The organism is Variovorax sp. UMC13, assembly GCF_014170375.1.
Lineage (GTDB): Bacteria > Pseudomonadota > Gammaproteobacteria > Burkholderiales > Burkholderiaceae_C > Variovorax.
The window spans coordinates 13,879-38,869 of record NZ_LZZW01000003.1 but is presented as its reverse complement, the minus strand read 5'-3'; the positions used below and the strand labels follow the sequence as shown (position 1 = coordinate 38,869).

The 24,991-nt window shown below is 71.5% G+C and carries 22 protein-coding genes; 6 read left to right on the top strand and 16 right to left on the bottom strand.

Annotated features, from left to right (window positions below; genetic code table 11):
- Position 1: 1 nt before the first annotated feature.
- The 9 genes from A9977_RS00960 to A9977_RS00920 all read right to left on the bottom strand — a co-directional run bounded on the left by A9977_RS00960 (position 2) and on the right by A9977_RS00920 (position 8,962).
- Positions 2-616 carry a cysteine dioxygenase gene (locus A9977_RS00960; protein ID WP_183022991.1) on the bottom strand — a complete coding sequence of 205 codons (615 nt, stop codon included), beginning with the start codon at positions 614-616 and terminating at the stop codon, positions 2-4.
- A gap of 26 nt (positions 617-642) precedes the next feature.
- Entirely contained in the window at positions 643-1,239 is a 597-nt protein-coding gene (locus tag A9977_RS00955; RefSeq protein ID WP_183022990.1) for a TetR/AcrR family transcriptional regulator, read from the bottom strand.
- Positions 1,240-1,291: 52 nt separating this feature from the next.
- The gene (locus A9977_RS00950) at positions 1,292-2,044 is read right to left on the bottom strand and encodes an ABC transporter ATP-binding protein (protein WP_183022989.1); all 753 of its coding nucleotides are present in this window, start codon (positions 2,042-2,044) and stop codon (positions 1,292-1,294) included.
- Positions 2,041-3,045 (bottom strand): ABC transporter ATP-binding protein, encoded by a 1,005-nt coding sequence (locus A9977_RS00945; protein ID WP_183022988.1) that lies wholly within the window; start codon positions 3,043-3,045, stop codon positions 2,041-2,043. The genes A9977_RS00950 and A9977_RS00945 overlap by 4 nt, the downstream gene beginning before the upstream one ends.
- Positions 3,042-3,956, bottom strand: a complete 915-nt coding sequence (locus A9977_RS00940; RefSeq protein WP_183022987.1) for an ABC transporter permease — start codon at positions 3,954-3,956, stop codon at positions 3,042-3,044. Before A9977_RS00940 ends, A9977_RS00945 begins: the two co-directional genes overlap by 4 nt.
- A complete protein-coding gene (locus A9977_RS00935) occupies positions 3,953-4,975 on the bottom strand; it encodes an ABC transporter permease (protein WP_183022986.1) in 1,023 nt (340 codons plus the stop codon). Before A9977_RS00935 ends, A9977_RS00940 begins: the two co-directional genes overlap by 4 nt.
- Entirely contained in the window at positions 4,960-6,516 is a 1,557-nt protein-coding gene (locus A9977_RS00930; RefSeq protein ID WP_220811422.1) for an ABC transporter substrate-binding protein, read from the bottom strand. The genes A9977_RS00935 and A9977_RS00930 overlap by 16 nt, the downstream gene beginning before the upstream one ends.
- Before the next feature lie 85 nt (positions 6,517-6,601).
- Entirely contained in the window at positions 6,602-7,765 is a 1,164-nt protein-coding gene (locus A9977_RS00925) for an acyl-CoA dehydrogenase family protein (protein WP_183022985.1), read from the bottom strand.
- A 33-nt stretch (positions 7,766-7,798) separates the two neighbouring features.
- Positions 7,799-8,962 (bottom strand): alkene reductase, encoded by a 1,164-nt coding sequence (locus tag A9977_RS00920; protein WP_183022984.1) that lies wholly within the window; start codon positions 8,960-8,962, stop codon positions 7,799-7,801.
- 203 nt (positions 8,963-9,165) lie between these two features.
- On the opposite strand from A9977_RS00920, the gene A9977_RS00915 reads away from it, so the two are divergent.
- Complete coding sequence (locus A9977_RS00915) at positions 9,166-10,014, top strand: class I SAM-dependent methyltransferase (protein ID WP_183022983.1); 849 nt, start codon at positions 9,166-9,168, stop codon at positions 10,012-10,014.
- Positions 10,015-10,063: 49 nt separating this feature from the next.
- On the opposite strand, the gene A9977_RS00910 is transcribed toward A9977_RS00915, so the two are convergent.
- Positions 10,064-10,258, bottom strand: coding sequence for a hypothetical protein (locus A9977_RS00910; RefSeq protein ID WP_183022982.1), 195 nt, complete (start codon positions 10,256-10,258; stop codon positions 10,064-10,066).
- Between the two features lie 36 nt (positions 10,259-10,294).
- Positions 10,295-10,465, bottom strand: a complete 171-nt coding sequence (locus A9977_RS00905; protein ID WP_183022981.1) for a hypothetical protein — start codon at positions 10,463-10,465, stop codon at positions 10,295-10,297.
- A gap of 278 nt (positions 10,466-10,743) precedes the next feature.
- Between A9977_RS00905 and A9977_RS00900 the strand changes: the two genes are divergently transcribed.
- From A9977_RS00900 to A9977_RS00885, 4 genes are read left to right on the top strand one after another with little or no spacing between them, the layout of a single operon-like run.
- Positions 10,744-13,050, top strand: a complete 2,307-nt coding sequence (locus A9977_RS00900) for an ATP-dependent DNA helicase (protein WP_183022980.1) — start codon at positions 10,744-10,746, stop codon at positions 13,048-13,050.
- 45 nt (positions 13,051-13,095) lie between these two features.
- Positions 13,096-13,515, top strand: a complete 420-nt coding sequence (locus tag A9977_RS00895; protein WP_220811420.1) for a CopG family transcriptional regulator — start codon at positions 13,096-13,098, stop codon at positions 13,513-13,515.
- Positions 13,516-13,528: 13 nt separating this feature from the next.
- On the top strand, positions 13,529-14,578 hold the full coding sequence (locus A9977_RS00890) for a PHB depolymerase family esterase (protein WP_183022978.1): 1,050 nt from the start codon (positions 13,529-13,531) through the stop codon (positions 14,576-14,578).
- A 56-nt stretch (positions 14,579-14,634) separates the two neighbouring features.
- The gene (locus A9977_RS00885; protein ID WP_183022977.1) at positions 14,635-16,725 is read left to right on the top strand and encodes an NAD(+) synthase; all 2,091 of its coding nucleotides are present in this window, start codon (positions 14,635-14,637) and stop codon (positions 16,723-16,725) included.
- Here the strand turns inward: A9977_RS00885 and A9977_RS00880 are convergent, their stop codons facing one another.
- The 4 genes from A9977_RS00880 to A9977_RS00865 form a co-directional block, all read right to left on the bottom strand.
- A complete protein-coding gene (locus A9977_RS00880; RefSeq protein WP_183022976.1) occupies positions 16,726-18,198 on the bottom strand; it encodes a DegQ family serine endoprotease in 1,473 nt (490 codons plus the stop codon).
- A gap of 99 nt (positions 18,199-18,297) precedes the next feature.
- The gene (locus A9977_RS00875; RefSeq protein ID WP_183022975.1) at positions 18,298-19,638 is read right to left on the bottom strand and encodes an ATP-binding protein; all 1,341 of its coding nucleotides are present in this window, start codon (positions 19,636-19,638) and stop codon (positions 18,298-18,300) included.
- The gene (locus tag A9977_RS00870; protein WP_183022974.1) at positions 19,635-20,294 is read right to left on the bottom strand and encodes a response regulator; all 660 of its coding nucleotides are present in this window, start codon (positions 20,292-20,294) and stop codon (positions 19,635-19,637) included. Before A9977_RS00870 ends, A9977_RS00875 begins: the two co-directional genes overlap by 4 nt.
- Positions 20,295-20,451: 157 nt before the next feature.
- A complete protein-coding gene (locus tag A9977_RS00865) occupies positions 20,452-21,219 on the bottom strand; it encodes an IclR family transcriptional regulator C-terminal domain-containing protein (RefSeq protein ID WP_183022973.1) in 768 nt (255 codons plus the stop codon).
- Between the two features lie 143 nt (positions 21,220-21,362).
- Here A9977_RS00865 and pobA point away from each other — a divergent pair, with 143 nt between their 5' ends.
- A complete protein-coding gene (pobA, locus tag A9977_RS00860) occupies positions 21,363-22,547 on the top strand; it encodes a 4-hydroxybenzoate 3-monooxygenase (RefSeq protein WP_183022972.1) in 1,185 nt (394 codons plus the stop codon).
- Here pobA and A9977_RS00855 read toward each other — a convergent pair.
- Positions 22,544-24,886, bottom strand: a complete 2,343-nt coding sequence (locus tag A9977_RS00855; protein WP_183022971.1) for a xanthine dehydrogenase family protein molybdopterin-binding subunit — start codon at positions 24,884-24,886, stop codon at positions 22,544-22,546. The two genes, pobA and A9977_RS00855, sit on opposite strands and share 4 nt — an antisense overlap.
- Positions 24,887-24,991: the final 105 nt, after the last annotated feature.

Here is a 24,991-nt window from a genome sequence, read left to right as displayed (position 1 = left end):
CTCAGCTCGCGCGGACTTCGGCCGAGCGGTCCCACAGGTTCGGCAGCACGGTGTTCGAGTAGCCCGAGACGAAGGGCTTGCGCCCGCCCTCGGCCGGGTAGGTGTGGCGCCGCACGCCGCCGATGTTGGCGCCATAGACATGGATGCTGACCGACACCCGGTCGTCATACACGTTGCGCACGCGGTGCACGTCGCCGATGCGCGGCGACACCGCCTCGACATCGCCCGGCACCAGCCGGACCGGCTCGCCCTGCGCCACCCAGCGGCCCTCGCGCTCGGCATAGCCCTGGCTTTGCTCGGCGCCGCGCAGCATGCCGATCAGGCCCCAGACCGTGTGGTCGTGCACCGGCGTGGCCTGGCCCGGCCCCCAGACGAAGCTCACGACCGAGAAGCGCTCGGTCGAGTCGGCATGCAGCAGCAGTTGCTGGTAGTGCACCGGATGCGGCTGCGCGAAGGCCTCGGGCAGCCAGTCGTCGCGCGACACCAGCGTGCGCAGCAGCGCGCCGCCTTCCTGCAGGATGCGCGCCTCGTCGGGGCCGGTGTCGAGCAGGTGGCCGAAGGCGACCACGAAGTCGCGCAGCGGTGCGATGTTGGGGGTTGAAGAGGAGGTGGTCATGGGGATTCTTCTGGAAAGTCGATGTTTCAGCGCGCCCGGGCGCCGTTCGCGGCCGCGGCCAGCAGCACCGCCGCGCAGTCGCGCGCCAGCAGGGCCGCGCCGGCGTCGCGCTGGATCAGGATCTGCGCCATCGCGCCGTCGTAGAGCAGGTTGAGCTGCGCGGCCAGCGTCGCGCGCTGCGGCCAGGCGGCGGGCAGCAGGGCCTCGAACATCGCCAGCACCGCGTCCTTGTGGCCGCGTGCGATGGCGCGGACTTCTTCCGAGGTCTCGTTCTCCGCCACCGCCAGCATGAAGGCACAGCCACGGAAGTCGGGCGAGCCGCCCTTCACGTGCAGCAGCTCGAACACCGACAGCGCCTGCGCCACGCCGTCGGCCGGGCCCTTCTCCAGCCCCTTGCGCAACGCCTCCATCACCCGGTCGTGGCGGCGCTGCAGGCAGGCCGCCACCAGCGCGTCCTTGCCGGAGAAGTAGCGGTACATCGTGGCCTTGGCGACACCGGCCTCGAGGATGATCCGGTCGACGCCGACCGACTTGGTGCCTTCGCGGTAGAAGAGCGCGCCCGCGGTGTCGATGATGTGGTCCAGCAGCGTGGTCGCAGGGGTCGTGGCAGTCGTGGAAGTCATGGGCTCGGCTTGAAGGAACGGCGCGCGGGCCGCGAAGGGCGGCCGCACAAAATCATAGGGCCGCCGCGAGCAGGCGTCGCGTGTAGTCGTGCGAAGGCCGGTCCAGCACCTGGGCCGCCACGCCGGTCTCGAGCAGTTCGCCGCGGTACATCACGGCGATGCGATCGGCGAGGTACGACACCACCGAGAGGTCGTGGGTGATGAACAGCAGCGCGAGCCCGCGCGACTGCTGCAGGTCCGCCAGCAGGTTGAGGATCTGCGCCTGCACCGAGACGTCGAGCGCCGACACCGCCTCGTCGCAGATCAGCAGCTGCGGCGCGCCCGCCAGCGCACGCGCGATGCCCACGCGCTGGCGCTGCCCGCCCGACAATTCGTGCGGGCGCCGCGCCAGCAGGCTGGCCGGCAGGCCCACGGCATCGAGCAGCTCGGCGGGTGGGGCCGAGGCGGCCCCGCGGCCCAGCAGCGCGATCGGCTCGCGCAGGATGCGTTCGATGGAGAAGCGCGGGTCGAAGGCGGCCGCGCTGTCCTGGAACACCATGCCGATGCGGCGCCGCTGCGCCAGCGAGCGCGCGGCCGCCGCGAGCGGCACGCCCTCCCCGGCCAGCGCCAGCGTGCCCTCCCGCACCGGCACCATGCCCATCAGCGCGCGCGCCAGCGTCGACTTGCCCGAGCCGGACTCGCCGACCACGGCCAGCACCTCGCCCGCCTGCACCTGCAGCGACACGCCACGCACCGCATCGACGCGGCCGTTGCGGCCCTCGAAGCGCACGTGCAGATCGTGCGCCGACAGCAGCGGCGCCGTCATGCGGCCACCGCCATCGGCGCCTCGAGCCGCCCCTCGGCCGCGGCATGGCACCACACGGTGCCGCCGGCCAGGCGCAGGGCTTCGGGGCTCGACGTTTCGCAGCGCGCGGTCGCCAGGCCGCAGCGGCCCGCGAAGGCGCAGCCCGGTCCGGTCTGGCCCGGCGGCGGCACGCGGCCCGGGATCTCGGCCAGCCGCAGGCGCGGGCCCTCGGCCGGCCGGCGGCGCGGCCGGGCCGCCATCAGCGCGCGCGTGTAGGGGTGGCGCGAGCCCTCGAGCAGCGCGTCGGCGCGCCGGTCCTCGACCGCGCGGCCCGCGTACATCACGGTCACGCGGTCGGCCCAGCGCGCCACCAGTTGCAGGTCATGGGTGATGATCACCAGCGCCATGCCGCTCTCGCGCTGCAGGCCCTGCAGCAGCGCCAGGATCTCGGCCTGCACCGTGGCGTCGAGCGCGGTGGTGGGTTCGTCGGCGATCAGCACCTCGGGCCGGTGGGCCACGGCGATGGCGATCAGCACGCGCTGGCGCATGCCGCCCGAGAGCTGGTGCGGATAGGCGGCAAAGCACTGCGCGGGCTGCGGCAGCTTCACGCGCGCCAGCAGCGCCAGCGCTTCCTCGCGCGCGGCGCGCTCGCCGACGGGCCGGTGCGCGAGGATCGTCTCGACGACCTGCTCGCCCACGGTCAGCACCGGGTTGAGCGCGGCCATCGGGTCCTGGAACACCATCGCGATGCGCCGGCCGCGGCGCGTGCGCCAGGCCGCTTCGGACAGCGCCGTGACGTCGTCGCCCAGCAGCTCGATGGCGCCGTCCGCGATGCGTACGCCCTCGGGCAGCAGCCCGGCCAGCGCCAGCGCGGTGAGCGACTTGCCGCAGCCCGATTCGCCGACGATCGCCAAGGTCTCGCCGCGCGCGACCTGCAGGTCGAGGCCGCGCACCGCCTCGACACGGCGGCCGTCCGAGGGCACGGAAATCGCCAGGCCACGGGTCTTCAGCACGGTGCTCACGACGCGCCTCCGCGCCGCTGGTGCTGCGCCAGCCCGTCGCCGATCAGGCTCAGCGCGGCCACGGCCAGTACGATGGCCGCGCCGGGGATCAGGGTCATGTAGGGCGCGTCGAGCAGCGCCTCGCGCGAGGCGCCGATCATGCCGCCCCAGCTGATGCGGTTGCTGTCGCTCATGCCCAGGAAGGCCAGGCCGGCTTCGGTCAGCACCGCCAGCGCGGTCAGCACCGAGGCCGCCACGATCACCGGCGCGAAGGCGTTGGGCAGGATGTGCGTGAGGATCACGCGCGCATGGCCGCCGCCCATCACCTGGCAGATCTTCACGTAGTCACGCTCGCGCAGTGCCAGCGTCTCGGCGCGCACCAGCCGTGCCACCATCGTCCAGCTCGTGACGCCGATGGCCAGCACGATGTACGGCAGCTGCGAGCCCATGATCGCCACCAGGATGATGGCGAAGAGGAAATGCGGGATCACCTGGAACAGCTCGGTGACGCGCATCAGCAGGTGATCGACCCAGCCGCCGAAGTAGCCGGCCAGCAGGCCGACCGTGGTGCCCAGCACGGTCGCGATGACGGTGGCCGACAGGCCCACCAGCAGCGAGACGCGCGCACCGTGCACCAGGCCGGCGGCGATGTCGCGGCCCATGATGTCGGTGCCCAGCGGGAACTGCGGGTCGGCGCCCGGTGGCAGGAAGGACGGCCCCGCAAGGTCGAAGGGGTCGCCCGGGTAGAGCCAGCCGGCCAGCAGCGCGACCGCGAGCTGCAGCGCCAGCAGCGCGGTGCCGATCTTCAGCGACAGCGGCCACGCGGCCCAGCCGCGCCAGAGCTTCGCGCCGGGCCGAGGTGCCGCTGCGGGCAGAACCGGCGGACGGGGCCGTGCAACGGCGGACACGGCGATGCCTTCGGTGGTCTTCATTTCAGCCTCACCCGCGGGTCCAGCACGGCGTAGAGCAGGTCGACCGCGAGGTTGACCAGCACCACCAGCGTGCCGCTGCACAGGATCAGCCCGGCCAGCAGGTTGTAGTCGCGCTGCTGCATGGCCTCGAAGGCCAGCCGGCCCAGGCCGGGCCAGGCGAACACGGTCTCGACCAGGATCGCGCCGCTGAGCAGCGCGCCGGTCTGCATGCCGATCACCGTGACCAGCGGCAGCAGCGCATTGCGCAGCACATGGCGCAGCGTGATGCGGCCGGCCGACAGGCCCTTGGAACGCGCGGTGCGCACATGGTCCTGGCCGTAGACCTCGAGCATCGCGCCGCGCGTGAAGCGCGCATAGATCGCCGCATGCAGCGCGCCCAGCGTGACGGCCGGCAGCACCAGGTGCCGCGCCACGCTGAGCGCATGCGCCCACGGGCCCTCGACACCGTAGGCATCGACGAAGCCGCCCACCGGCAGCCAGGGCAGCGCCACCGCGAACACCAGCATCAGGCCGATGCCCAGCAGGAAGCCCGGCGTGGCATAGACCAGCAGCGCGGCGATGCCGATCAGACGGTCGACCGGCCGGCCGCGGCGCGCGGCGGCCAGCGCGCCCGCGCTCACGCCGATGCCCACCGCCACCGCCAGGCCGGCCGCGGCCAGCAGCAGCGTGGGCCCGAGACGCGCGCCGATCAGCGCCGTCACGCTCGCGTTGTTGCGGAAGGAGAAGCCCAGGTTGCCGCCCAGCACATTGCGCATGTAGAGCAGGAACTGCACATGCAGCGGCTGGTCGAGCCCGAAGCTCTGGCGCAGGCGTGCGAGGTACTCGGGCGAGCCGCCGCCGGCCTCGCCCGCCAGCACCTGCACCATGTCGCCCGGAGCGAGCTGCAGCAGCACGAAGGCGGTCAGCAGGATCAGCAGCAGCGTGGGCACCATCTGCAGCACGCGCGTCAGCACGTAGGGCCGGCGGCGGGTGCGTGCGGCGGGCGCCGCGTCGGCGTCGGTGCTCAGGGCGCGAGCCATGCGTTCTTCAGCGAGTCGTAGGCGCTGTCCGAGCCGGTCGCCAGGCCCTGCAGGCGGCGCGAGGCGATGGTGTACATACGGTTCTCCAGCAGCGTGAAGCTGGGCAGGTCGGCCTGCGCCTGGCGCTGCACCTTCTTGTAGAGCTCGACGCGGCGCTCCTCGGTCGCAGCCTCGTGGGCCGCCTCGATCAAGCCGTCCATCGCGGGGTTGCTGTAGCCCGAGCCGTTGGACCAGGGCACGTCCTTGAGGATGGTCTTCGACCAGAACACGCGGTCGGTGCCGATCTGCGGATCGCCCATCGCGGTGCGGTGCGTGACGATGAAGTCGAAGTCGTTCTGGCTGTAGACGCGGCGCATGAACTGCGGCAGGTCCTGGCCGCGGATCGTCACCTCGATGCCCACGCGGCGCAGCGACTGCTTGATGAACTCGCCGTAGCGCAGGTAGCTTTCGCCGAAGGGCAGCCAGTCGAGCGTGACCGCGAAGCGCGTGCCGTCGGCGCGCCGCGGCAAGCTGGCCTCGTCGAGCAGGCGCTCGGCCTGCTTGACGTCGAAGGCATAGGCCGGCAGGTCGTTCGTATAGAAGCGGCCCTGCGTCGACAGCACCGGCGAGGTGCCGGGCTTGGCCACGCCGCGCGTCGTGACCTTCGACAGCGCCTGCAGGTCGATCGCATGCGCCACCGCGCGGCGCACGCGCACGTCGTTGAAGGGCGGCTTGCGCACGTTGAAGTCGACCGCGACGCTGGAGCCCAGCCAGTCGTAGCCGCGGAACTCGACGCGCAGCTTCGGGTTCTTCTGCGCGCGCTCGAGGTCGTTGATCGAGATCGGCATCAGCACGCCGTACTGCACCGCGCCGGTGTCGAAGGCCGCATAGCGCGCGGTGGCGTCGGGAATGATGCGGTAGACCAGCTGGTCGAGGTAGGGCTTGCCGGCGTCCCAGTAGTCGGGGTTGCGCTCGAGCACGATGCGGTCGCCGCGCACCCACTCCTTGAAACGGAAGGGGCCGGTGCCCACGGGCTTGGCGTTCCACGGGTTCTGCACGATGTCCGTGCCTTCGTAGAGGTGCTTGGGGATCACCTGCGACTCGCCGCTGTTGAGCGCGCGCAGCACCACGCCCGAAGGGTTGCGCAGCTTGAACACCACGGTCAGCGGGTCGGGCGTCTCGACCGACTCGACCGCCGCGAAGGTGGCGCGGCCGCGCGGATGGATCTTGCGCCAGACCTCGTCGAAGGAGAACTTGACGTCGGCCGAGGTGAAGGGCTTGCCGTCGTGCCAGCGCACGTTGGGGCGCAGCGTGAAGCGCACCGTCTTGCCGTCGGGGCTCACGTCCCAGCGGGTCGCGAGCTCGGGCTCGACCTTGAAGTCTTCGCCGAAATGGATCAGGCCGTCGAAGAGCTTGGTCGAGATCGCCGACACCGCCCCCTGCTGGTTGAAGGCCGCGGTCAGCACCGCGGGCTCGCCGGGGTTGGACACCACGACCAGCGTGCCGCCGCGGATGGGGACCTGGGCCTGGGCGCCCAGCGCCGTCGCCAGGAAGGTCGTCATGAGAAGGAGCGCGCGCAGGGCGCCCGCCGGAGCAAAGGATCGCATCGGTGAAGGACTCGGTGGAAGGGAAGAGAGGGCGTGAAGTTCAGAACCCGAGCGCGGCCTTGCCGGCGTTGAGCAACACGGTGTCGGCCTGCGGCGCGTGCACGCGGCCGCACAGCGCGTCGCGGTAGTGGCGCTCCAGCGGGTTGGCGCGGTCGAGGCCGTGGTTGCCGGTGGCCGACAGCGCGAGCTCGAGGATGCGCACCGCGTTGCCTGTCACCAGGTGCTTGACCTGCTGCGCATGCAGCGGGTCGGGCGTGGCGGCGGCATCGGCGCGGCGCGCCGCGTCGTCGATCAGCGTGCGGTTGACCAGCAGCAGGGTCTGGATCTCGCCCACGATGCCCTGCAGCCGCGGCACCGTGGCCAGCGGCGCGCCCAGGTTCGAGGGCACGCGTTCGTGCAGGAAGCGCCGCAGCCAGTCGCTGCCGGCGCGCGCGATGCCGTCGTAGAGCGCGGCGATCAGCACGCCGTTCCAGACCTCGACCACCGCGCGGCGGGCCTGGCCCTCGGGCGCGCCGGGCGGATGGAAGCCCAGCGCATGGCCGGCGGGCACGACCACCTCGTCGAGCCGCACCTCGTGGCTGGCGGTGGCGCGCAGGCCGGCGTGGTTCCAGGTCGGGACCACGCTGAGCCCCGGCGCATCGCCAGGCACCAGCACCGTGCCGACGCACGGCGCGTCGTCGCTGCCGGTGCGTGCCAGCACCAGCCACCAGCGCACGATCGGGCTGCCGGTGGCGTAGGCCTTGCGTCCGCTCAGGCGCCAGCTGCCGTCGGGCTGCGGCGTCGCGACCGTGCCCGGCAGGCCGCCGCGGATCGCCGAACCCAGGTCGGGCTCGGCCTGCAGCGCGTTGAGCACGCCGCGGCCCTCGACCGCGGCGCGCGCGATGGCCTCGTAGCCCGCGGGCGGGTTGCGGCCCAGCGTGTGGTGCATCAGGTAGTTCATCGCCAGCAGCAGGCCGGTCGAGGCCTCGCCGCCGCCGACCGCGCCCACCACGCGGGCCGCATCGGCCAGCCCGCCGCCCAGGCCGCCGTGCGCGGCCGGCACGGTCAGCGCCAGCAGGTTGAGCACGCCCAGGCGCTCGAAGTTGGCATGCGGGAAGCTCGCCTGCTGGTCGTGCTCGGCCGCGGTGGCGGCGAATTCGTCGCGCAGGCTGGCCAGCAGTTCGTCGCTGATGCGCGCCAGCGGCAGGGAATCGGAATGGCCCATGGGGTGTTCGCTTTCAGGAGATGGCGGAAGGTCTCAGGCGATCGCGGCGGCCTGCTGCTCGGCCAGCGTCGGGTAGTCGATGTAGCCGCGCGGCCCGCCGCTGTAGTAGGTGGACGGATCGGCCTGGTTGAGCGGCGCGTTGCGCCGGAAGCGCTCGGGCAGGTCGGGGTTGGCGATGTAGAGGCGGCCGAAGGCCACGGCGTCGGCCAGCCCCTGCGCGAGCACCTGTTCGGCGGTCTCGCGCGTGTAGCCGCCATTGAGGATCAGCGGGCCCTTGAACAACGGCCGCAGCAGCGGTGCGAGGAAGGGGTCGCCCGGCACCGGACCCGGCCCGGTAGCGGTGGCCGAGGGCTTCTTCGCCAGCCGCAGGTACAGCGGCAGGAAGGGGTCCTCGTCGTGCGTGGTGCCCTCGAGCATGTGCAGGTAGGCGATGCCGCGCCGGTCGAGCTCGGACGCCACGTACGAGAAGGTGCGCACTGGGTCCGAGTCGCCGATGCGGTCGGAGCGGAAGTGCGGCGAGATGCGCACGCCGACGCGCCCGGCACCGAGCTCGGCGATGGCCGCGTCGACCACCTCGAGCAGGAAGCGCGCGCGGTTCTCGAGCGAGCCGCCGTAGGCGTCGGTGCGCTGGTTGGTCTCGTCGCGCAGGAACTGGTCGACCAGGAAGCCGTTGGCGGCCAGGATCTCCACGCCGTCGAAGCCCGCCTCGCCGGCGCGGCGCGCGGCGGCGCGGAAGTCGTCGACGATCGGGCCGATCTCGTGCGTCTCGAGCGCGCGCGGCACCGGGAAGGTCTCCAGGCCCTCGGCGGTCATGATGCCGCCGATGGCCTCGATGGCCGAGGGCGCGACCGGCCGCTCGCCCGGCGGCAGCGTCGACAGCAGCGCCTTGCGCCCCACGTGGTAGAGCTGCTGGAACACCGTGCCGCCGGCCGCGTGGATCGCGTCGACCACGCGCCGCCAGGCCGTGTTCTGCCGGTCGGTGTGGTGCGCCGAGGCATTCGCGCGGGTCGTGCTCTGCGGCGAGATGTGGCAGCCCTCGGTGATGATCAGGCCGGCCGAGGCGCGCTGGGCGTAGTAGACGTCGACGAGTTCGGTCGGCGCGCGGTCGGCGTCGGAACGCGCGCGCACCAGCGGCGCCATGATCGCGCGGTTGGGCAACACGCGGGCACCGAGAACGAGGGGTTCGAGCAGCTTCATGGGTCTTCGGCGCGGTCGCCGGCGGGATGCAGAAGCGACAAAGATAAGACAGAACGGTCTGTCTACTTAGAAGGAATGCGCAGGTCGATATGCGGCGGCCAAGGATGGGCCGTGCCGGCAAATTGCAATTCCGCTAAGGTGGAAAGATGGCCGCGCCGCGACCCGTTCCTGTCTTTCTTCTGTTTCCGCCAAGGCCCCCTCCCATGACGCCCCTCGCCGCTCCCGATGCACCTCTTCAACGCCGGCAGCTGCTGGCCGCGCTGGCCCTGCTGCCGCTGGCGGCCGGCGCCGCCGCCGTGGCACCCGGCGCCGACGCGGCCCTGCACGCCGCGGTCGACGGCCCGCAACGCAGCGCCGCAAACCGTGCGCGCGATGCCGCGCGCCATCCTTACGAGACGCTGGCCTTCTTCGGCCTGCGCCCCGACTGGCAGGTGGTGGAGATCGCACCGGGCGGCGGCTGGTACACCGAGATCCTGGCGGCCTACCTGAACCCGAAGGGCCGGCTCTACGCGGCGCATGAACCGGCCGACGGCTCGCCCGGCCAGCAGCGGGCCCGCGCCGCCTTCCGCGCCAAGCTGGCGGCCGACCCGGCCACCTACCGGCGCGTGGTGCTGGGCACCCTGCCGGTGGCGGGCTTCACCGACATCCATCCGCCGGGCGGTGCCGATGCGGTGCTGACCTTCCGCAACATCCACAACTGGATCGCCGACGGGCATTTCGACGAGACGCTGCGCGCCTTCCACGCCGTGCTCAAGCCCGGCGGCGTGCTGGGTGTGGAGGAGCACCGGGCGGCGCCGGGCACCTCGCTGGCGCGGGTGATCGAGAGCGGCTACGTGCCGCAGGACTTCGTGGTGGAGCGGGCCCGCGCCGCGGGCTTCGAGCTGGCGGGCGCCAGCGAGATCAACGCCAACCCGCGCGACAACCACGACCATGCGCAAGGCGTCTGGGCCTTGCCGCCCACCTTGCGCGGCGGGGCCGTGGAGCGGGAGAAATACCTGGCGATCGGCGAATCCGACCGCATGACGCTCAAGTTCGTCAAGGCCGGGCGCTGATCGCTCCCTTCATGGCCTGCGTCCAACACGGCTCAGGGAAAATTCCGTCTCAGGATTTGGGCTGATCGTCCAGCGCGGCGATCGTCGTCTCGACCTGCTTGGCCATCCGGCGTTCCAGATGGTTCCATCCGCGATAGGTGGGCACCAGGGTCAACCATCCGATACCGATCACACAGAACAACGCCACGAACAATTCGAAATCCATCGCCGTACCTTGAGAAGAAAGCAGCGGGAAGGCAGCCATGCCCACACCACCGCATGCGGCGACGACCCAGGAAGGTCAGCGCTCGTTGAGCCGACGGACCGCACCCAGGCCCGAGAACCACGCATCCATGGGCTTGTCATGGGCACGCTCGCCGAATTCCTTCGGCTTGAAACACAGCAGCTCACCCGGCATGGTGACCGCCTCCAGCAGGACGTAGTGGAACTCGCCCTCCTCCAGTTCACTCACGCTGAGTGCCAATCGCCCGGACCCGGTCATATCTGCTCCAAATGCCAATGTAAGAGCGCGTTTTTAAGCGCATCGCAGCAAGGGCGGGTGGCAGTTTTACGCGCAATGGGAAACGGACAGGTTCAAATGTTACTTCGAATACACATTTCGTGACGAATTTGCAGGAATATCTGTCAACTTCTTTTGCCTCGTTTTAGCCGAGAAAGACATCTTCTCGCTGCGTGATCCCGGCAAACGCTCGCGCCGGGGGTCTCTGACTACTGTATATTGATACAGTCATGTCCTCACCCTCCCGGTCCGGTACGTCGCCCACCCTCCCGCTTCGCAAGGTGTCGGTGCGCGCGCTCTGCGCCTTCGGCGCCAAGACCGGCGACCTGGACTTCCGCTTCACGCCGGCGCCCAGCGCGCAGGAGGGCATCGCCGGCCACCTGCTGGTGCAATCGCGGCGCGACGACGACTACCAGCGCGAGCTCACGCTCTCGGCCGTCTTCCAAGGGCTGGAGGTGCGCGGCCGCTGCGACGGCTACGACCCGGCGCAGCCACGGGTGGAGGAGATCAAGACCTTCCGCGGCGACGTCAACGCGATCCGCGAGAACCACCGCGCGCTGCACTGGGCCCAGGCCAAGACCTACGGCTGGATGCTCTGCGAGAAACACGGGCTGGCCGCCATCGAGGTGGCGCTGGTCTACCTGGAGATCGCGAGCGGCGAAGAGACCGTGGTCGCCATGCACTGCACGCGCGAGGCGCTGCGCGAAGGCTTCGAGGACCTGTGCAGCCGCTACCTGGCCTGGGCGGCGCAGGAAGCGCAGCGCCATGCCGCGCTCGCCGGCGCGCTGGACGCGCTCGACTTCCCGCACGCAGGCTTTCGCGCCGGACAGCGCGAACTGGCCGAGAGCGTCTACCGCGCGGCCTCGGCCCGGCGCTGCCTGATCGCGCAGGCCCCCACGGGCATCGGCAAGACCGTGGCCACCGTGTTCCCGCTGCTGCGCGGCTGGAGCGCGCAGAAGACCGACAAGCTGTTCTTCCTCACGGCCAAGACCTCGGGCCGCGCGATCGCGCTCGAGGCGCTGGAGCGCTTCGGCCCGCCCGCGCCCGCGCTGCGCATCCTCGAACTCACCGCGCGCGAGAAGATCTGCGAGTACCCGGGCCGGGCCTGCCATGGCGACGCCTGCCCGCTGGCGCGCGGCTTCTACGACCGCCTGCCCACCGCGCGCAGCGAGGCCGCCACGGTGCAGCGCCTGACCGGCGACGCGCTGCGGGGCATCGCGCGCACGCACGGCGTGTGCCCCTATTTCCTGTCGCAGGAGATGGTGCGCTGGAGCGACGTGGTGGTGGCCGACTACAACCACTGGTTCGACAGCAGCGCCTTCCTCTACGCGCTGGCGCGGCAGGAGGAATGGCGCGTCGCCGTGCTGGTCGACGAGGCCCACAATTTGCTCGAGCGCGCCCGCGCGATGTATTCGGCCACGCTGGACGCGCCCGCGCTCGAGAGCGCCCATGCCGCGGCCCCGGCCGGCCTGCGGCCCGCGCTGACCCGGGTGCGGCGCGAGTGGCGCACGCTGCAGCAGGCGCAGCCCGCCGCCTACGCGCCGCACGACCAGGTGCCCGAGGGCCTGCAGCAGGCGCTGCAGGACGCGACCGTGGCCCTGGCCGAGCACTTCGCCGCGGCGCCGCAGGAAGCCGGCGGGCCGCTGCAGCGCTTCTTCTTCGACGCGCTGCAGTTCGTGCGCCTGGCCGCTTCTCTCGATGTCCATTCGGTGTTCGAGAGCCAGTTGCCCTCGACCGATCAAGGCTGTACGCTGACCGTGCGCAACCTGGTGCCCGCGCCCTTTCTGCGGCCGCGCTTCGCCGCCTCGATGAGCACCGCCTGCTTCTCCGGCACCATCGCGCCCTTCGCCTTCTACCGCGACATGCTGGGCCTGCCCGAGGACGCGGTCGAGCTCGACGTGGGCTCGCCCTTCCAGGCCGCGCAGCTCGAGGTGCGCGTCGCCAGCGCGCTCTCGACCCGCTACCGCGACCGGGGCCGCGCGCTGCGGCCGCTGGTCGACCGCGTGGCCGCGCAGTTCGCGCAGCGCCCGGGCAACTACCTGGCCTTCTTCGGCAGCTTCGAATTCCTCGAAGCCGCGCGCACGCTGTTCGCCCGCTGCCATCCGGGCATCCCGAACTGGACCCAGACCGCGCAGATGCCCGAGGCCGAACGCAGCGCCTTCGTGGCGCGCTTCCGCGCGGGGGGCCAGGGCGTGGGCTTCGCGGTGCTGGGCGGCGCCTTCGGCGAAGGCATCGACCTGCCCGGCGACCGGCTGATCGGCGCCTTCATCGCCAGCCTGGGCCTGCCGCGCCACGACGAGCGCCACGAGCTCATGCGCGAACGCCTCGACCAGCGCTTCGGCCAGGGCACGGGCTATGCCTACACCTACCTCTACCCGGGCCTGCGCAAGGTGGTGCAGGCGGCCGGGCGAGTGATCCGCACCGAGCAGGACGCGGGCGTGCTGCACCTGCTCGACGACCGCTTCGACCAGGCGGAGGTGCGCGCGCTGCTGCCGGCGTGGTGGCGCATCGACCCCGACAGCAGATCAAATAACTAAAAAAACAGCCATGCACCATCCATATGGATGGTGATAGGATGGCGCATGGCCTCCTCCACCCCCACCAAGCCCAAGCCGCCCCCCGACTCCGAGAAGATCACCATCAACCTCGGCTATGTCGATCTGGGCCACATCGACCTGATGGTGGCCGAGGGCTTCTATTCCAACCGCACCGACTTCATCCGCACCGCCATCCGCAACCAGCTGACGGCGCACGGCGAGGTGCTGCGCCAGGTGGTCACGCGCAAGACGCTGGTGCTGGGCCTGCAGCACTTCTCGGCGGCCGACCTGGAAGCCGTGCGGGCGGCAGGCCAGACGCTGCAGATCCGCGTGCTCGGGCTGGCCAGCATCGGCGTCGAGGTCTCGCCCGAGCTCGCGCTCGCCACCATCGAATCCCTCACCGTCCTGGGCGCCCTGCATGCCAGTCCGGCCGTCAAATCCGCGCTCACCGGGCGCATCCACTGAACAGGCCCAGACCATGAACACCGACTTCCAACACCTGATGAGCGAGGCCACCCGGCTTACCCGCGAGGGCGACCTGCGGGGCGCCACCGCGCTGCTGATGCGGCAGGCCCATGGGAATGCCGCCGGCGACACCGCGGCGCCGGTGGTCGACGACGTGATCGAGGCCGAAGTGCGCGTGATCGACGAAGCACCCGCCCCCGCCGCCGAACGCGCGCCGGCCGAATCCTGGAGCGCCCACCGCTTCAGCCACCAGGGCCGCCAGATCGCCTACCGGCTCTACGTGCCGGCCCGCGCCGCCGACGCGCCGCGGCCGCCGCTGATCGTGATGCTGCACGGCTGCACCCAGGACGCCCAGGACTTCGCCACCGGCACGCGCATGAACATCCTGGCGCGCGAGGCCGGCGCGATCGTGCTCTACCCCGAGCAGACGCAGCATGCGAACGCGCAGAAGTGCTGGAACTGGTTCAAGCCCCAGCACCAGCGGCGCGAGCGCGGCGAGCCCGCGCTGCTGGCCGCGCTGACCCGCGAGATCGTGGCCACGCAGGGCGCCGATCCGGCGCGCGTCTACGTCGCCGGACTGTCGGCCGGCGGTGCCATGGCCGACATCCTGGGCCGCACCCACCCCGATCTGTTCGCGGCGGTGGGCGTGCACTCGGGCCTGCCCACGGGCGCGGCGCATGACCTGCCGTCGGCGCTGGCCGCGATGCGCGGCGGCCCGGCCGTGGCGATCACGGACGGCCCGGCCCCGCCCACCATCGTCTTCCACGGCGATGCCGACACGACGGTGCATGCGCGCAACGGCACGGCCGTGGCCGACGCCGCGCGCCGCGCGCGGGGGGCGACGGGCGCAGCCGAGGTCACGCCAGGCCCGCGCTTCACCCGCACGCGCTACCCGACCGCCGACGGTTCCAGCGCGGTCGAGCACTGGCAGCTGCACGGCACCGGCCATGCCTGGTCGGGCGGCAGTGCCGGCGGCAGCTACACCGCGCCCGGCGGGGTCGATGCCAGCGCCGAGATGCTGCGCTTCTTCCTGGCCCACAGGCTGCACCTGCCGACGACCTGAGCGGTCTTGGCGACCGTGCGCTGACGCGCCGCGCGCGGGCGCATACGATCACGCCCATGACTTCCGCTCTTTCCTTCGACAACCCCTACGCCCACGGCTTCGCCCGGCTGGCCGTGGCGGTGCCCCGCAACCGCGTGGCCGACCCGGTGTTCAACGGCCGCGAGACGGTGCGCATGTACCGCGAGGCCGCGGCCGAAGGCGCCGCGCTGGTCGCGTTTCCCGAACTGGGAATCTCGGCCTACACCTGCGACGACCTGTTCCACCAGACTGCGCTGCTCGAAGGCTGCGAGGCCGCGCTGGCCGAGGTCATCGAGGCCTCGCGCGGCGTGCCGACCGTGGCCGTTGTCGGCCTGCCGGTGCGCGCCGACCATCGCCTGTTCAACTGCGCGGCCGTGGTGGCCGACGGCGTGCTGCTGGGCGTGCTGCCCAAGACCTACCTGCCCAACTACGGCGAGTTCTACGAAGGCCGCCAGTTCAGCGCCGCCGACAGCGCCCTCGCCACCGAGATCACGCTGTGCCGCCAGCGCGTGCCCTTCGGCGCCAATCTGCTGTTCAAGGCGCGCAACCTGCCGCTGCTGACCATCCACGTCGAGATCTGCGAAGACGTCTGGGTGCCGATCCCGCCCTCGAGCTATGCGGCGCTGGCCGGTGCCACGGTGCTGGTCAACCTGTCGGCCTCGAACATCACGGTGGGCAAGGCCGACTACCGCCACCAGCTGGTGAGCCTGCAGTCGGCGCGCTGCCTCGCGGCCTACCTGTACTCCTCGGCCGGCATCGGCGAATCGACCACCGACCTGGCCTGGGACGGGCAGGCGCTGATCTACGAAGGCGGCGAGCTGCTGGCCGAGAGCGAGCGCTTCAGCAACCGCTCGCACCTGATCACGGCCGATGCCGACCTCGAACGCATGGCGCACGAGCGCATGCGACAGAACTCCTTCGGCGTGTCGGCGCAGCGGCATGCGGCCGCGCTGCGTGAATGGCGCACCGTCGAATTCGACCTGCCCGCGATCCCGCAGCAGGCCGGTGCGCTGCGCCGCACGGTCGAGCGCTTCCCCTATGTGCCGGCCGATGCCGCCACGCGCGACGAGCGCTGCCAGGAGGTGTTCAACATCCAGGTGCAGTCGCTGGTGCAGCGGCTCGAGGCCAGCCACATCCAGAAGGTGGTGATCGGCGTCTCGGGCGGGCTCGATTCCACGCATGCGCTGCTGGTCTGCGCCCAGGCCATGGACCGGCTGGGCCGGCCGCGCAGCGACATCCTGGGCTACACCATGCCCGGCTTCGCGACCAGCGACCGCACGCTGCAGCAGGCCCACGGCCTGATGGCGGCCATCGGCTGCAGCGCCAGGGAGATCGACATCCGGCCCAGCTGCAAGCAGATGCTGGCCGACCTGGGCCATCCCTTCGCCGACGGCGTGCCGCAGTACGACATCACCTTCGAGAACGTGCAGGCCGGCGAGCGCACCAGCCACCTGTTCCGCCTGGCCAACCACAACGGCGCGATCGTGGTCGGCACCGGCGACCTGAGCGAACTCGCGCTGGGCTGGTGCACCTACGGCGTGGGCGACCACATGTCGCACTACAACGTGAACGCCAGCGTGCCCAAGACGCTGATCAAGCACCTGGTGCGCTGGGTCGCCGATGCGGGCATCCTGAGCGCCGACGGCAGCGCCGTGCTGCGCGCCATCGTCGCCACCGAGGTCAGCCCGGAACTGGTGCCCTCGGGCGATGCCTCGGCCCCGCAGCCGGGCCAGCGGACGGAAGACACCATCGGCCCCTACGAGCTGCAGGACTTCCACCTGTACTACATCTCGCGCTACGGCTTCCGGCCGTCGAAGGTCGCCTTCCTGGCCTACAGCGCCTGGCGCGACCGCACGCTGGGCCGCTGGCCCGAGGCGCTGGCGGGCGAGGAACACAACCAGTACGCGCTGGCCGACATCACGCGCCACCTGCACACCTTCCTCTACCGCTTCTTCAAGACCAGCCAGTTCAAGCGCTCCTGCGTGCCCAACGGGCCCAAGGTGGGCTCGGGCGGCTCGCTCTCGCCGCGCGGCGACTGGCGCGCGCCCAGCGATTCGGAACCGGAGGTCTGGCTGGCCGAGCTGAAGCGCGTGCCGGCCGATGCGGCCGCGCCGCTCGGCCCGCGCTGATCAGCCCACGTTCACCGGCACGAAGATCCGGTCGGTGCCGCGCTGGATCAGCAGCGCCACCGACTTGCCGGACTTGGCGACCACCGCGCGCACCTGCTCGGCGCTGCTGGCCGGCGTGCCGTTGATCGACAGCAGCACGTCGCCCGGCTGCACACCGGCCAGGGCCGAGGGGCCGGCCGCGTCTTCGATCAGCAGCCCGCCCTCGACCGCGGCTTCGCGCTTTTCCTGCGGCTGCAGCGGACGCAGCGCCAGGCCCAGCTTGCCCTTGCCGGTCGCCTCGTCGTTCGCGGCCACGGTGGTGCCCTTTTCCGCCGCATCGCCCAGCTTGGCCGTGAGCTGTTCGCGCGCGCCCTGGCGCCAGATTTCCAGCGTCACCTGGCTGCCCGGCTTGCGCTGGCCGATCACCGCGGGCAGGTCGCCCGAGGACACGATCGGCTGGCCGTCGACCTGGCGGATCACGTCGCCCGAACGCAGGCCGGCCTTCTCGCCGGGGCTGCCCTTCTCGACGTTCGACACCAGCGCGCCTTCGGGCTTGTCCAGCTTGAAGGAGTCGGCGAAGGCCTGGTTGACCTCCTGCACCGCGACACCCAGGCGCGCGTGGCTGGCCTTGCCGGTGGCCACGATCTGGTCCTTGATCTGCACCGCGACGTCGATCGGGATCGAGAAGGACACGCCCTGGAAGCCGCCGCTGCGGCTGTAGATCTGCGAGTTGATGCCCACCACCTCGCCACGCGTGTTGATCAGCGGGCCGCCCGAGTTGCCGGGGTTGATCGGCACATCGGTCTGGATGAAGGGCACGTAGCTGTCGTCGGGCAGCGAGCGGCCCTTGGCGCTGACCACGCCGGCGGTCACGGTGTTCTCGAAGCCGAAGGGCGAACCGATGGCCAGCACCCATTCGCCGACCTTGAGGTCCTTGGTGCTGCCGATGGCCACCGTGGGCAGGTTGCTGGCCTCGATCTTGAGCACCGCGATGTCGGTCTTGGCATCGGCGCCCAGCACCTTGGCGCGGAACTCGCGCCGGTCGGTCAGCTTGACGGTGACTTCCTTGGCGTCCTTCACCACGTGGGCGTTGGTGATGATGATGCCGTCGGCGTTGACGATGAAGCCCGAGCCCTGGCCGCGCGTGGGCACCTCGCGCTCCTGCGGCTGGCGGCCGCGGGGACCCATCTGGCCCTGGAAGCGGCGGAACAGTTCGGCCATCGGATCGTCCGGGTCCATGCCGTTGGGCAGGCTGCCGTCGAAGGAGGTCTTGGTGGTGCCGGTGACGCTGATGTTCACCACCGCCGGGCCGTCGCGCGAGGTGATCTCGGAGAAGTCCGGCAGGGTCATGACCGGCGCGGCCACCACGGTCGCCACCGGCCCGGGGGCCACGGCGCGTGCGCTGGTGTAGGCACCGGCGCCCACGGCACCGATCACGCCGGCGGACGCCAGCGCCAGCACCAGGCCTTTGGTCGAGGTCAGTCGGGTGTTCATGAAGTTTCCTTTCGAGGGTGTGGGGTGAAACACGATGAAAGGAATGTGATCCCCCAGACTTAGGCAACGCTTAAAGCGTCGCCCCCTCTTTCCGCGGCCTCAGGCGCGCCGGGGAAAGCGCACCGTCGCGCGCAGGCCGCCCAGTCGTTCGGAAGCGTCGAGCGCCACGCTGGCGCCGTGCAGGTCGGCGATCGACTTCACGATCGCCAGGCCCAGGCCGCTGCCCGAGGCCTGCGAGGCGCCGGCCCGGTAGAAGCGGTCGAGCACGCGCTCGCGCTCCTCGGCCGGCAGGCCCGGGCCGCTGTCCTCCACCACCAGTGCCACGCCGCCGTCCTCGGCCGTGAGGCGCAGGTCGACGCGGCCGCCTTCGGGCGTGTACTTGACGGCGTTGTCCAGCAGGTTGCGCAGCAGCATGCGCAGGGCCTCGGCATGGCCCGTGACCGTGGCCGTCGCGGAGGCTTCGTCGACGCCGATGTCGATGTGCCGCGCCTGCGCGGCCGCCACCACGTCGGAGATCGCGAGCCGCGCGAGCTCCGCCAGATCGACCGACGTGGCCGCGGTGCCGGACGCCACGCTGGCCTCGTGCCGCGCCAGCGCCAGCAGCTGCTCGACCAGCCGCGTGGCGCGGTCGATACCGGCGGTCAGGCGGCCGACCGCGACCTCGCGCGTGGCCTCGTCGTGCGCGCGCTGCAGGCCCTGCACCTGCAGCTTGAGCGCGGCCAGCGGAGAGCGCAGTTCGTGCGCGGCATCGGCCACGAAATGCTTCTGCGCCTCGAAGGCATGGCGCACCCGTTCGAACAGCAGGTTGAGCTCGTGCACCAGCGGCCGCACCTCCTCGGGCAGGCCGCCCTCGTTGACCGGCGACAGGTCGTCGGCCTGGCGCGCCGCCACCTGCGTGCGCACGCGCGCCACCGGCGCCAGCGATCGGCTCACCACCCACCACACGACCAGCATCAGGATCGGCGCCATCAGGCCCACCGGCATCACCGTGCGCAGCGCCAGCGCGCCCGCCATCTGGCGGCGCACCGCCATGTCCTGCGCGACCTGGATCACCAGCCCGCGCGCCTGCATCGAGTACACGCGATAGGTGGTGCCGCGGGCCTGCACGTCGGCGAAGCCCAGCACCGCGATCTGCGGCAGCGCGGCCCGGTCGGCCGATTCGAAAATGCGTTCGCCGTCGGCGGTCCAGACCTGCACCACGAACTCGAAGTTCTGGTCGGCGCTGCCGAGGCCGCCCACCGCGGCGCTGGGCGGCAGGCCGGCGCGCAGCGACATCGCCATCTGCTGCATGTGGTAGTCGAAGATCTCGTCGGCCTCCTTGAGCACCGTGCGGTAGGCCACCAATGCCTGCGTGCCCGCGGCCAGCACGATGGCCGCCAGCAGGAAGAACAGCAGGCGCGCACGCAGCGAGCCCACCAGCGCGGAACCGACGCGCGTCATGCCCTGTTCACCATGTAGCCCACGCCGCGCACGTTGCGGATGAAGTCTGCGCCCAGCTTCTTGCGCAGGCCGTGCACGTAGACCTCGATGGCGTTGCTGCTGATCTCGTCTTTCCAGCTGTAGAGCTTCTCCTCGAGCTGGGCGCGCGACAGCACCATGCCGGGCCGCGCGATCAGCGGCTCCAGCACCGCCCACTCGCGCGCCGACAGGATCACCGGCTCGCCGTTGCGCGTCACTTCGCGCGTGCCCGGGCTGATGCTCACGCCCAGGTGCTCGTAGACCGGCTCGGCCCGGCCCGAGGCGCGCCGCAGCAGCGCCCGGATGCGCGCCAGCAGCTCGTCGAGGTCGTAGGGCTTGAGCACGTAGTCGTCGGCGCCGGCGTCCAGCCCCTCGATGCGCTGCTGCACCGAATCGCGCGCGGTGGCGATCAGCACCGGCATGCGCTGCTTGCGCAGGCGCAGCGCACGCAGCACTTCGAGCCCGTCGCGCCGCGGCACACCCAGGTCGAGCAGCACCAGGTCGTACTGCTGGGCGCGGAGCGCGCTGTCGGCGGCCTCGCCGTCCTTGACCCAGTCGACCGCGTACTGCTCGGCCCGCAGCAGGTCGAGCACGGCTTCGCCGATCATCAGGTCGTCTTCGAGCAGCAGCAGGCGCATGCGTTTTCCTCTGTCAGTTTTCCATGGCGCTGTGCGCCACCGCCATCGTATGAAACCTGCACGGCCTCGTACCAGGGCCCCCGCGGAACTGGCTTTGCCAGGCCGCCGGGTGCGCCCCCTGGAGGGGGAGGCGCCGAAGGCGCGTCGGGGGTGACATCTAAAGCAGAGCGCGCACTTCGCGCGCCGCCTCATACAACAGGGGCAGCATGTCGCGGCGGATCGCCTCGTCGCTGCGGTGCGCGCCCGACAGCACCACGTTGAGCGCCGCCACGGTGCGGCCCTTCATGTCGCGCAGCGGCACGGCCAGCGCCTGCACGCCCAGCTCGTGCTCCTCGCTGGCGATGCAGTGGTCGTCCTTGCGCGCCTGTGCGACGCGCTGGCGCAGCACGCTGGTCTGCGTGACGGTGTTGGGCGTGAGCCGCGCCAAGGTGCGGCCCTTGAGCCATTGCGTGAGTTCGGCGCCGCTCATCGCGGCCAGCAGCATCCGGCCGGTCGAGGTGGCGTGCGCGGGCAGGCGCGCGCCGAGGTGCAGGCCGTAGGCCAGCACGCGCACCGGGGCGCCGCTCACGCTGCGCGCCACGATCACCGCCTCCTCGCCGTCGAGCACCACCGCGGAGAAGGACTCCTGCGTCTGTGCGGCCAGCCGGTTCAGCGTGGGCTGCAGCGCGCGCGGCAGCCGCGACGAAGCGAGGTAGCTGCCCGAGAAGCGCAGCACCTTGGGCGACATCCAGAAGGAACTGCCATCGGTGTCGAGGTAGCCCAGGTGCGCGAGCGTCAGCAGGTGGCGGCGCGCCGCGGCCCGCGTAAGGCCGGCGCGCGCCGCGGCCTGGGTGGCGTTGAGCCGCTGGCGTTCGGTGTCGAAACTCTCCAGCACCGCCATGCCTTTGGCGATGCCTTCGATGAAGTCGGGTTTGGCGATGGTCATGGGGACGATGGACTGCCGTTGCTGCGCGATCATCGCACAGCCACTCGTTCCAGCGCACATTGGCGTGCACCGGGCGGCCCCGCGGCACGCGCAGCGCCCTACGCTCGTCTCCATCCCGCGCCCACATTCCAGGAGACCTTCGCATGCGCACCCAAGTCGCCATCATCGGCGCCGGCCCGGCCGGCCTGCTGCTCGGCCAGTTGCTTCACCAGGCCGGCATCGACAACGTGATCGTCGAGCGCCAGAGCGCCAAGCATGTGCTCGGCCGCATCCGCGCCGGCGTGCTCGAACAAGTGACGATGGACCTGCTGGCGCGTGCCGGCGTCGACGCGCGCGCCCAGGCCGAGGGCCTGCCGCACGAGGGCATCGAGCTGCTGTTCCAGGGCCGCCGCCACCGCATCGACCTGCACGGGCTGACCGGCGGCAAGCAGGTCACGGTCTATGGCCAGACCGAGGTCACGCGCGACCTGATGCAGGCGCGCGCCGCGGCCGGCCTGCGCACGGTCTACCTGGCGTCGGAAGTCAGCCTGCACGACTTCGACAGCACGCAGCCGCGCGTGCGCTTTCGCGCCGAGGACGGCCGCACGCAGGAGATCGCCTGCGACTTCATCGCCGGCTGCGACGGCTTCCACGGCGTGAGCCGCGCCAGCGTGCCCGAGTCCGCGCTGCGGCTGCACGAGAAGGTCTACCCCTTCGGCTGGCTGGGCGTGCTGGCCGACGTGCGGCCGGTGTCCGACGAGCTGATCTACGCCAACACCGAGCGCGGCTTCGCGCTGTGCAGCATGCGCAGCGCCACGCGCAGCCGCTACTACCTGCAGGTGCCCAGCGACGAGAAGGTCGCGAACTGGAGCGAAGCCGCCTTCTGGGACGAGCTGCGCACCCGGCTCGATCCCGAAGCGCGCGAGCGCCTGGAGACCGGCCCGGCGCTGGAGATGAGCATCGCGCCGCTGCGCAGCTTCGTGGCCGAGCCGATGCGCTTCGGCCGCCTGCTGCTGGCCGGCGACGCGGCGCACATCGTGCCGCCCACGGGCGCCAAGGGCCTGAACCTGGCGGCGGCCGACGTGGGCTATCTGGCGCGCGCGATGCAGGCCTTCTACGGCGAGCGCTCGGAAGCGGCGCTCGACCGCTATTCCGACCTCTGCCTGCGCCGGGTCTGGAAAGCCGAGCGCTTCTCGTGGTGGTTCACCTCGCTGATGCACCGCTTCCCCGACACCGGCTCCTTCGGCCAGAAGATCCAGGAAGCCGAGCTCGACTACCTGGTGCATTCGCAGGCTGCCTCGACCGCGCTGGCCGAGAACTACGTCGGCCTGCCGCTGGAAGATTTCTAGGCCTGCAAGGCCTCCCACACGCGCGCCGAACTCAGCGGCATCTGCAGCGTGGGCGCCCGCGCCCCGAGGCCGGCCCGCGCGAAGGCATCGGCCACCGCGTTGACCACCGCCGGCGTGGCGCCGATGGTGCCCAGCTCGCCCACGCCCTTCACGCCCAGCGGGTTGTTCTTGCAGGGCGTGGATTCGTCCATCTCGGTGCGGAACATGGCTTCGGCCACCTCGGCGCGCGGCACCGCGTAGTCCATCAGGCTGCCGGTCACGGGCTGGCCGGTCTCGACGTCGTAGACCACGCGCTCGTACAGCGCCTGGCCGATGCCCTGCACCGCGCCGCCGTCGAGCTGGCCGCGCACGATCATCGGGTTGATCACCCGGCCGACGTCGTTGACCGAGCTGTACGCCACCACGCTGACCTCGCCGGTCGGCGCATCGATCTCGACCTCGCAGATGTGGCAGCCGTTGGGCCAGGTGGGCCCGGCCACGGCGCTGGTCGAGTCGACGAAGATCTGGCCCTCGGGCTGGCGGCCCGCGAGATCGAACAGGTCGAGCGACAGGTCGGTGCCGGCCACGGTGAAGCGGCCATCGGCATAGTGCACGTCGGCCGGCGCGGCTTCGAAGGCCTGCGCCGCCAGTGCGCGCGCGCGGTCGACGGTGCGCTCCGCGCCCACCCGCACGGCCGAGCCGCCTGTGAACAGCGAGCGCGAACCGGCGCTGCCGAAGCCGTCGCCGCGGTCGGTGTCGCCCAGGATCACGCGCACCTTCTCGATCGGCACGCCGAACACGTCGACCGCCAGCTGCGCGAGCGAGGTGGCGATGCCCTGCCCCATCGCATTGACGGCCGAGAAGACCTCGATGATGCCGTCGGGCTTGACCGCCACGGTGACGCGTTCCTCGAACACGTTGCCGCCGGTCCATTCGAGGAAGGTGGCGATGCCCAGGCCGCGCAGCTTGCCCGCGGCCTTCGACGCGGCCGCCCGTGCCTCGAAGCCGCGCCAGTCGGCCAGCGCCAGGCCCTGGTCCATCACCTTCTCGAACTGGCCGGTGTCGTAGACCTGCTTCATCGGGTTGGTGTAGGGCATCTGCGCGGGGCTGATGAAGTTGCGGCGGCGCAGCGCGACGCGGTCGATGCCGGTCTGGCGCGCGGCCTCGTCCATCAGCCGTTCCATCAGGAAGATGGCCTCGGGCCGGCCCGCGCCGCGGTAGGCGCCGGTGGGCGCGCAGTTGGTGAGCACGGCCTGGAAGTGGAAGTCGACGGTGGCGATGTCGTAGACGCTGGTCTGCACCCAGGGCCCGATCAGCAGCTGGATCGCGACGCCGGTACCGGTGGCGTAGGCGCCCACGTTGGCCAGCGAGTGGATGCGCAGCGCGAGGATGCGTCCGCTGGCGTCGAGCGCGAGTTCGGCCTTGGACGCGATGTCGCGCCCGTGCGCCGACGAGAGGAACTCCTCGCTGCGGTCGGCCACCCACTTCACCGGCCGCTGGAGCGCATGGGCGCAGTAGGCGGTGGCGATGTCTTCCGGATAGGCGCCGGTCTTCATGCCGAAGCCGCCGCCCACGTCGCCCACCACCACGCGCACCTGCTCCTTGGCCAGGCCGATGGCGTCGCAGATCGAATTGCGCGTGCCCGAGGGCATCTGCGTGCTCATGCGCACCGTCAGGCGGCCGCTGCCGGCATCGACTTCGACCAGCACCGAGCGCGGCTCGATGGTCAGCGCCACCACGCGCTGGTTGACGACGTCCAGCGCCACCACGTGCGCGGCCTGCGCGAAGGCGGCCGCCGTGGCCGCGGCATCGCCGTGGCGCGCCTCGGCCGCGATGTTGTTCGGCGCCGCCTCGAGCAGTTGCGGCGCGCCGTCGGCGACCGCGCCCGCCAGGTCGACCACCATCGGCAATTCCTCGTAGTCGACGAACACGGCCTCGGCCGCGTCGCGCGCCTGGGCCACCGATTCGGCGACCACCGCGACCACCGCCTCGCCCACGAAGCGCGCCCGCTCGTGCGCCAGCGCGTGGCGATCGGGCGACACGCCGGGCCCGCCGTCGGGCCGCTTGAAGCCCGCGGTGCCCGGCATCGGCTTGACGCCCGCGGCCGCCAGCTCGGCGCCGCTGAACACGCCCAGCACGCCGGGCATGGCGCGCGCGGCATCGGCGTCGACCGACACGATGCGCGCATGCGGGTACGGCGAGCGCACGAAGACCAGATGCGCGAGCGGCGTCGCGCCGCCGGGCCGCACGTCGTCGGTGTACTGGCCGGCGCCGGACAGCAGGGCCTGGTCCTCGAGGCGGCGCACCGCCTGACCGCTGCCGAAACGAAGAGGGGACGGAGAAGTCTCTGGAGCGTTCACGTGGGGTCTTCCTGCAGGTGGGATGCGGAGGGGCCACTATAGGGCGCGATCGCGAAGGCCGCTGCGCCCGACGCGACGGCGCCCGCGCGGACGCCGGTCAAAGCC

Bases quoted from the DNA above. Each gene is read 5' to 3' on its own strand.
- A9977_RS00925 (WP_183022985.1), bottom strand. From the start codon at position 7,765: ATGGGCCATTCCGATTCCCTGCCGCTGGCGCGCATCAGCGACGAACTG.
- A9977_RS00915 (WP_183022983.1), top strand. From the start codon at position 9,166: ATGACGCCCCTCGCCGCTCCCGATGCACCTCTTCAACGCCGGCAGCTG.
- A9977_RS00960 (WP_183022991.1), bottom strand. From the start codon at position 616: ATGACCACCTCCTCTTCAACCCCCAACATCGCACCGCTGCGCGACTTC.
- A9977_RS00935 (WP_183022986.1), bottom strand. From the start codon at position 4,975: ATGGCTCGCGCCCTGAGCACCGACGCCGACGCGGCGCCCGCCGCACGC.
- A9977_RS00900 (WP_183022980.1), top strand. From the start codon at position 10,744: ATGTCCTCACCCTCCCGGTCCGGTACGTCGCCCACCCTCCCGCTTCGC.
- A9977_RS00920 (WP_183022984.1), bottom strand. From the start codon at position 8,962: ATGAAGCTGCTCGAACCCCTCGTTCTCGGTGCCCGCGTGTTGCCCAAC.
- A9977_RS00910 (WP_183022982.1), bottom strand. From the start codon at position 10,258: ATGGCTGCCTTCCCGCTGCTTTCTTCTCAAGGTACGGCGATGGATTTC.
- A9977_RS00895 (WP_220811420.1), top strand. From the start codon at position 13,096: ATGGCCTCCTCCACCCCCACCAAGCCCAAGCCGCCCCCCGACTCCGAG.
- A9977_RS00875 (WP_183022975.1), bottom strand. From the start codon at position 19,638: ATGACGCGCGTCGGTTCCGCGCTGGTGGGCTCGCTGCGTGCGCGCCTG.
- A9977_RS00870 (WP_183022974.1), bottom strand. From the start codon at position 20,294: ATGCGCCTGCTGCTGCTCGAAGACGACCTGATGATCGGCGAAGCCGTG.
- A9977_RS00885 (WP_183022977.1), top strand. From the start codon at position 14,635: ATGACTTCCGCTCTTTCCTTCGACAACCCCTACGCCCACGGCTTCGCC.
- A9977_RS00955 (WP_183022990.1), bottom strand. From the start codon at position 1,239: ATGACTTCCACGACTGCCACGACCCCTGCGACCACGCTGCTGGACCAC.
- A9977_RS00950 (WP_183022989.1), bottom strand. From the start codon at position 2,044: ATGACGGCGCCGCTGCTGTCGGCGCACGATCTGCACGTGCGCTTCGAG.
- A9977_RS00940 (WP_183022987.1), bottom strand. From the start codon at position 3,956: ATGAAGACCACCGAAGGCATCGCCGTGTCCGCCGTTGCACGGCCCCGT.
- A9977_RS00930 (WP_220811422.1), bottom strand. From the start codon at position 6,516: ATGACGACCTTCCTGGCGACGGCGCTGGGCGCCCAGGCCCAGGTCCCC.
- pobA (WP_183022972.1), top strand. From the start codon at position 21,363: ATGCGCACCCAAGTCGCCATCATCGGCGCCGGCCCGGCCGGCCTGCTG.
- A9977_RS00865 (WP_183022973.1), bottom strand. From the start codon at position 21,219: ATGACCATCGCCAAACCCGACTTCATCGAAGGCATCGCCAAAGGCATG.
- A9977_RS00890 (WP_183022978.1), top strand. From the start codon at position 13,529: ATGAACACCGACTTCCAACACCTGATGAGCGAGGCCACCCGGCTTACC.
- A9977_RS00880 (WP_183022976.1), bottom strand. From the start codon at position 18,198: ATGAACACCCGACTGACCTCGACCAAAGGCCTGGTGCTGGCGCTGGCG.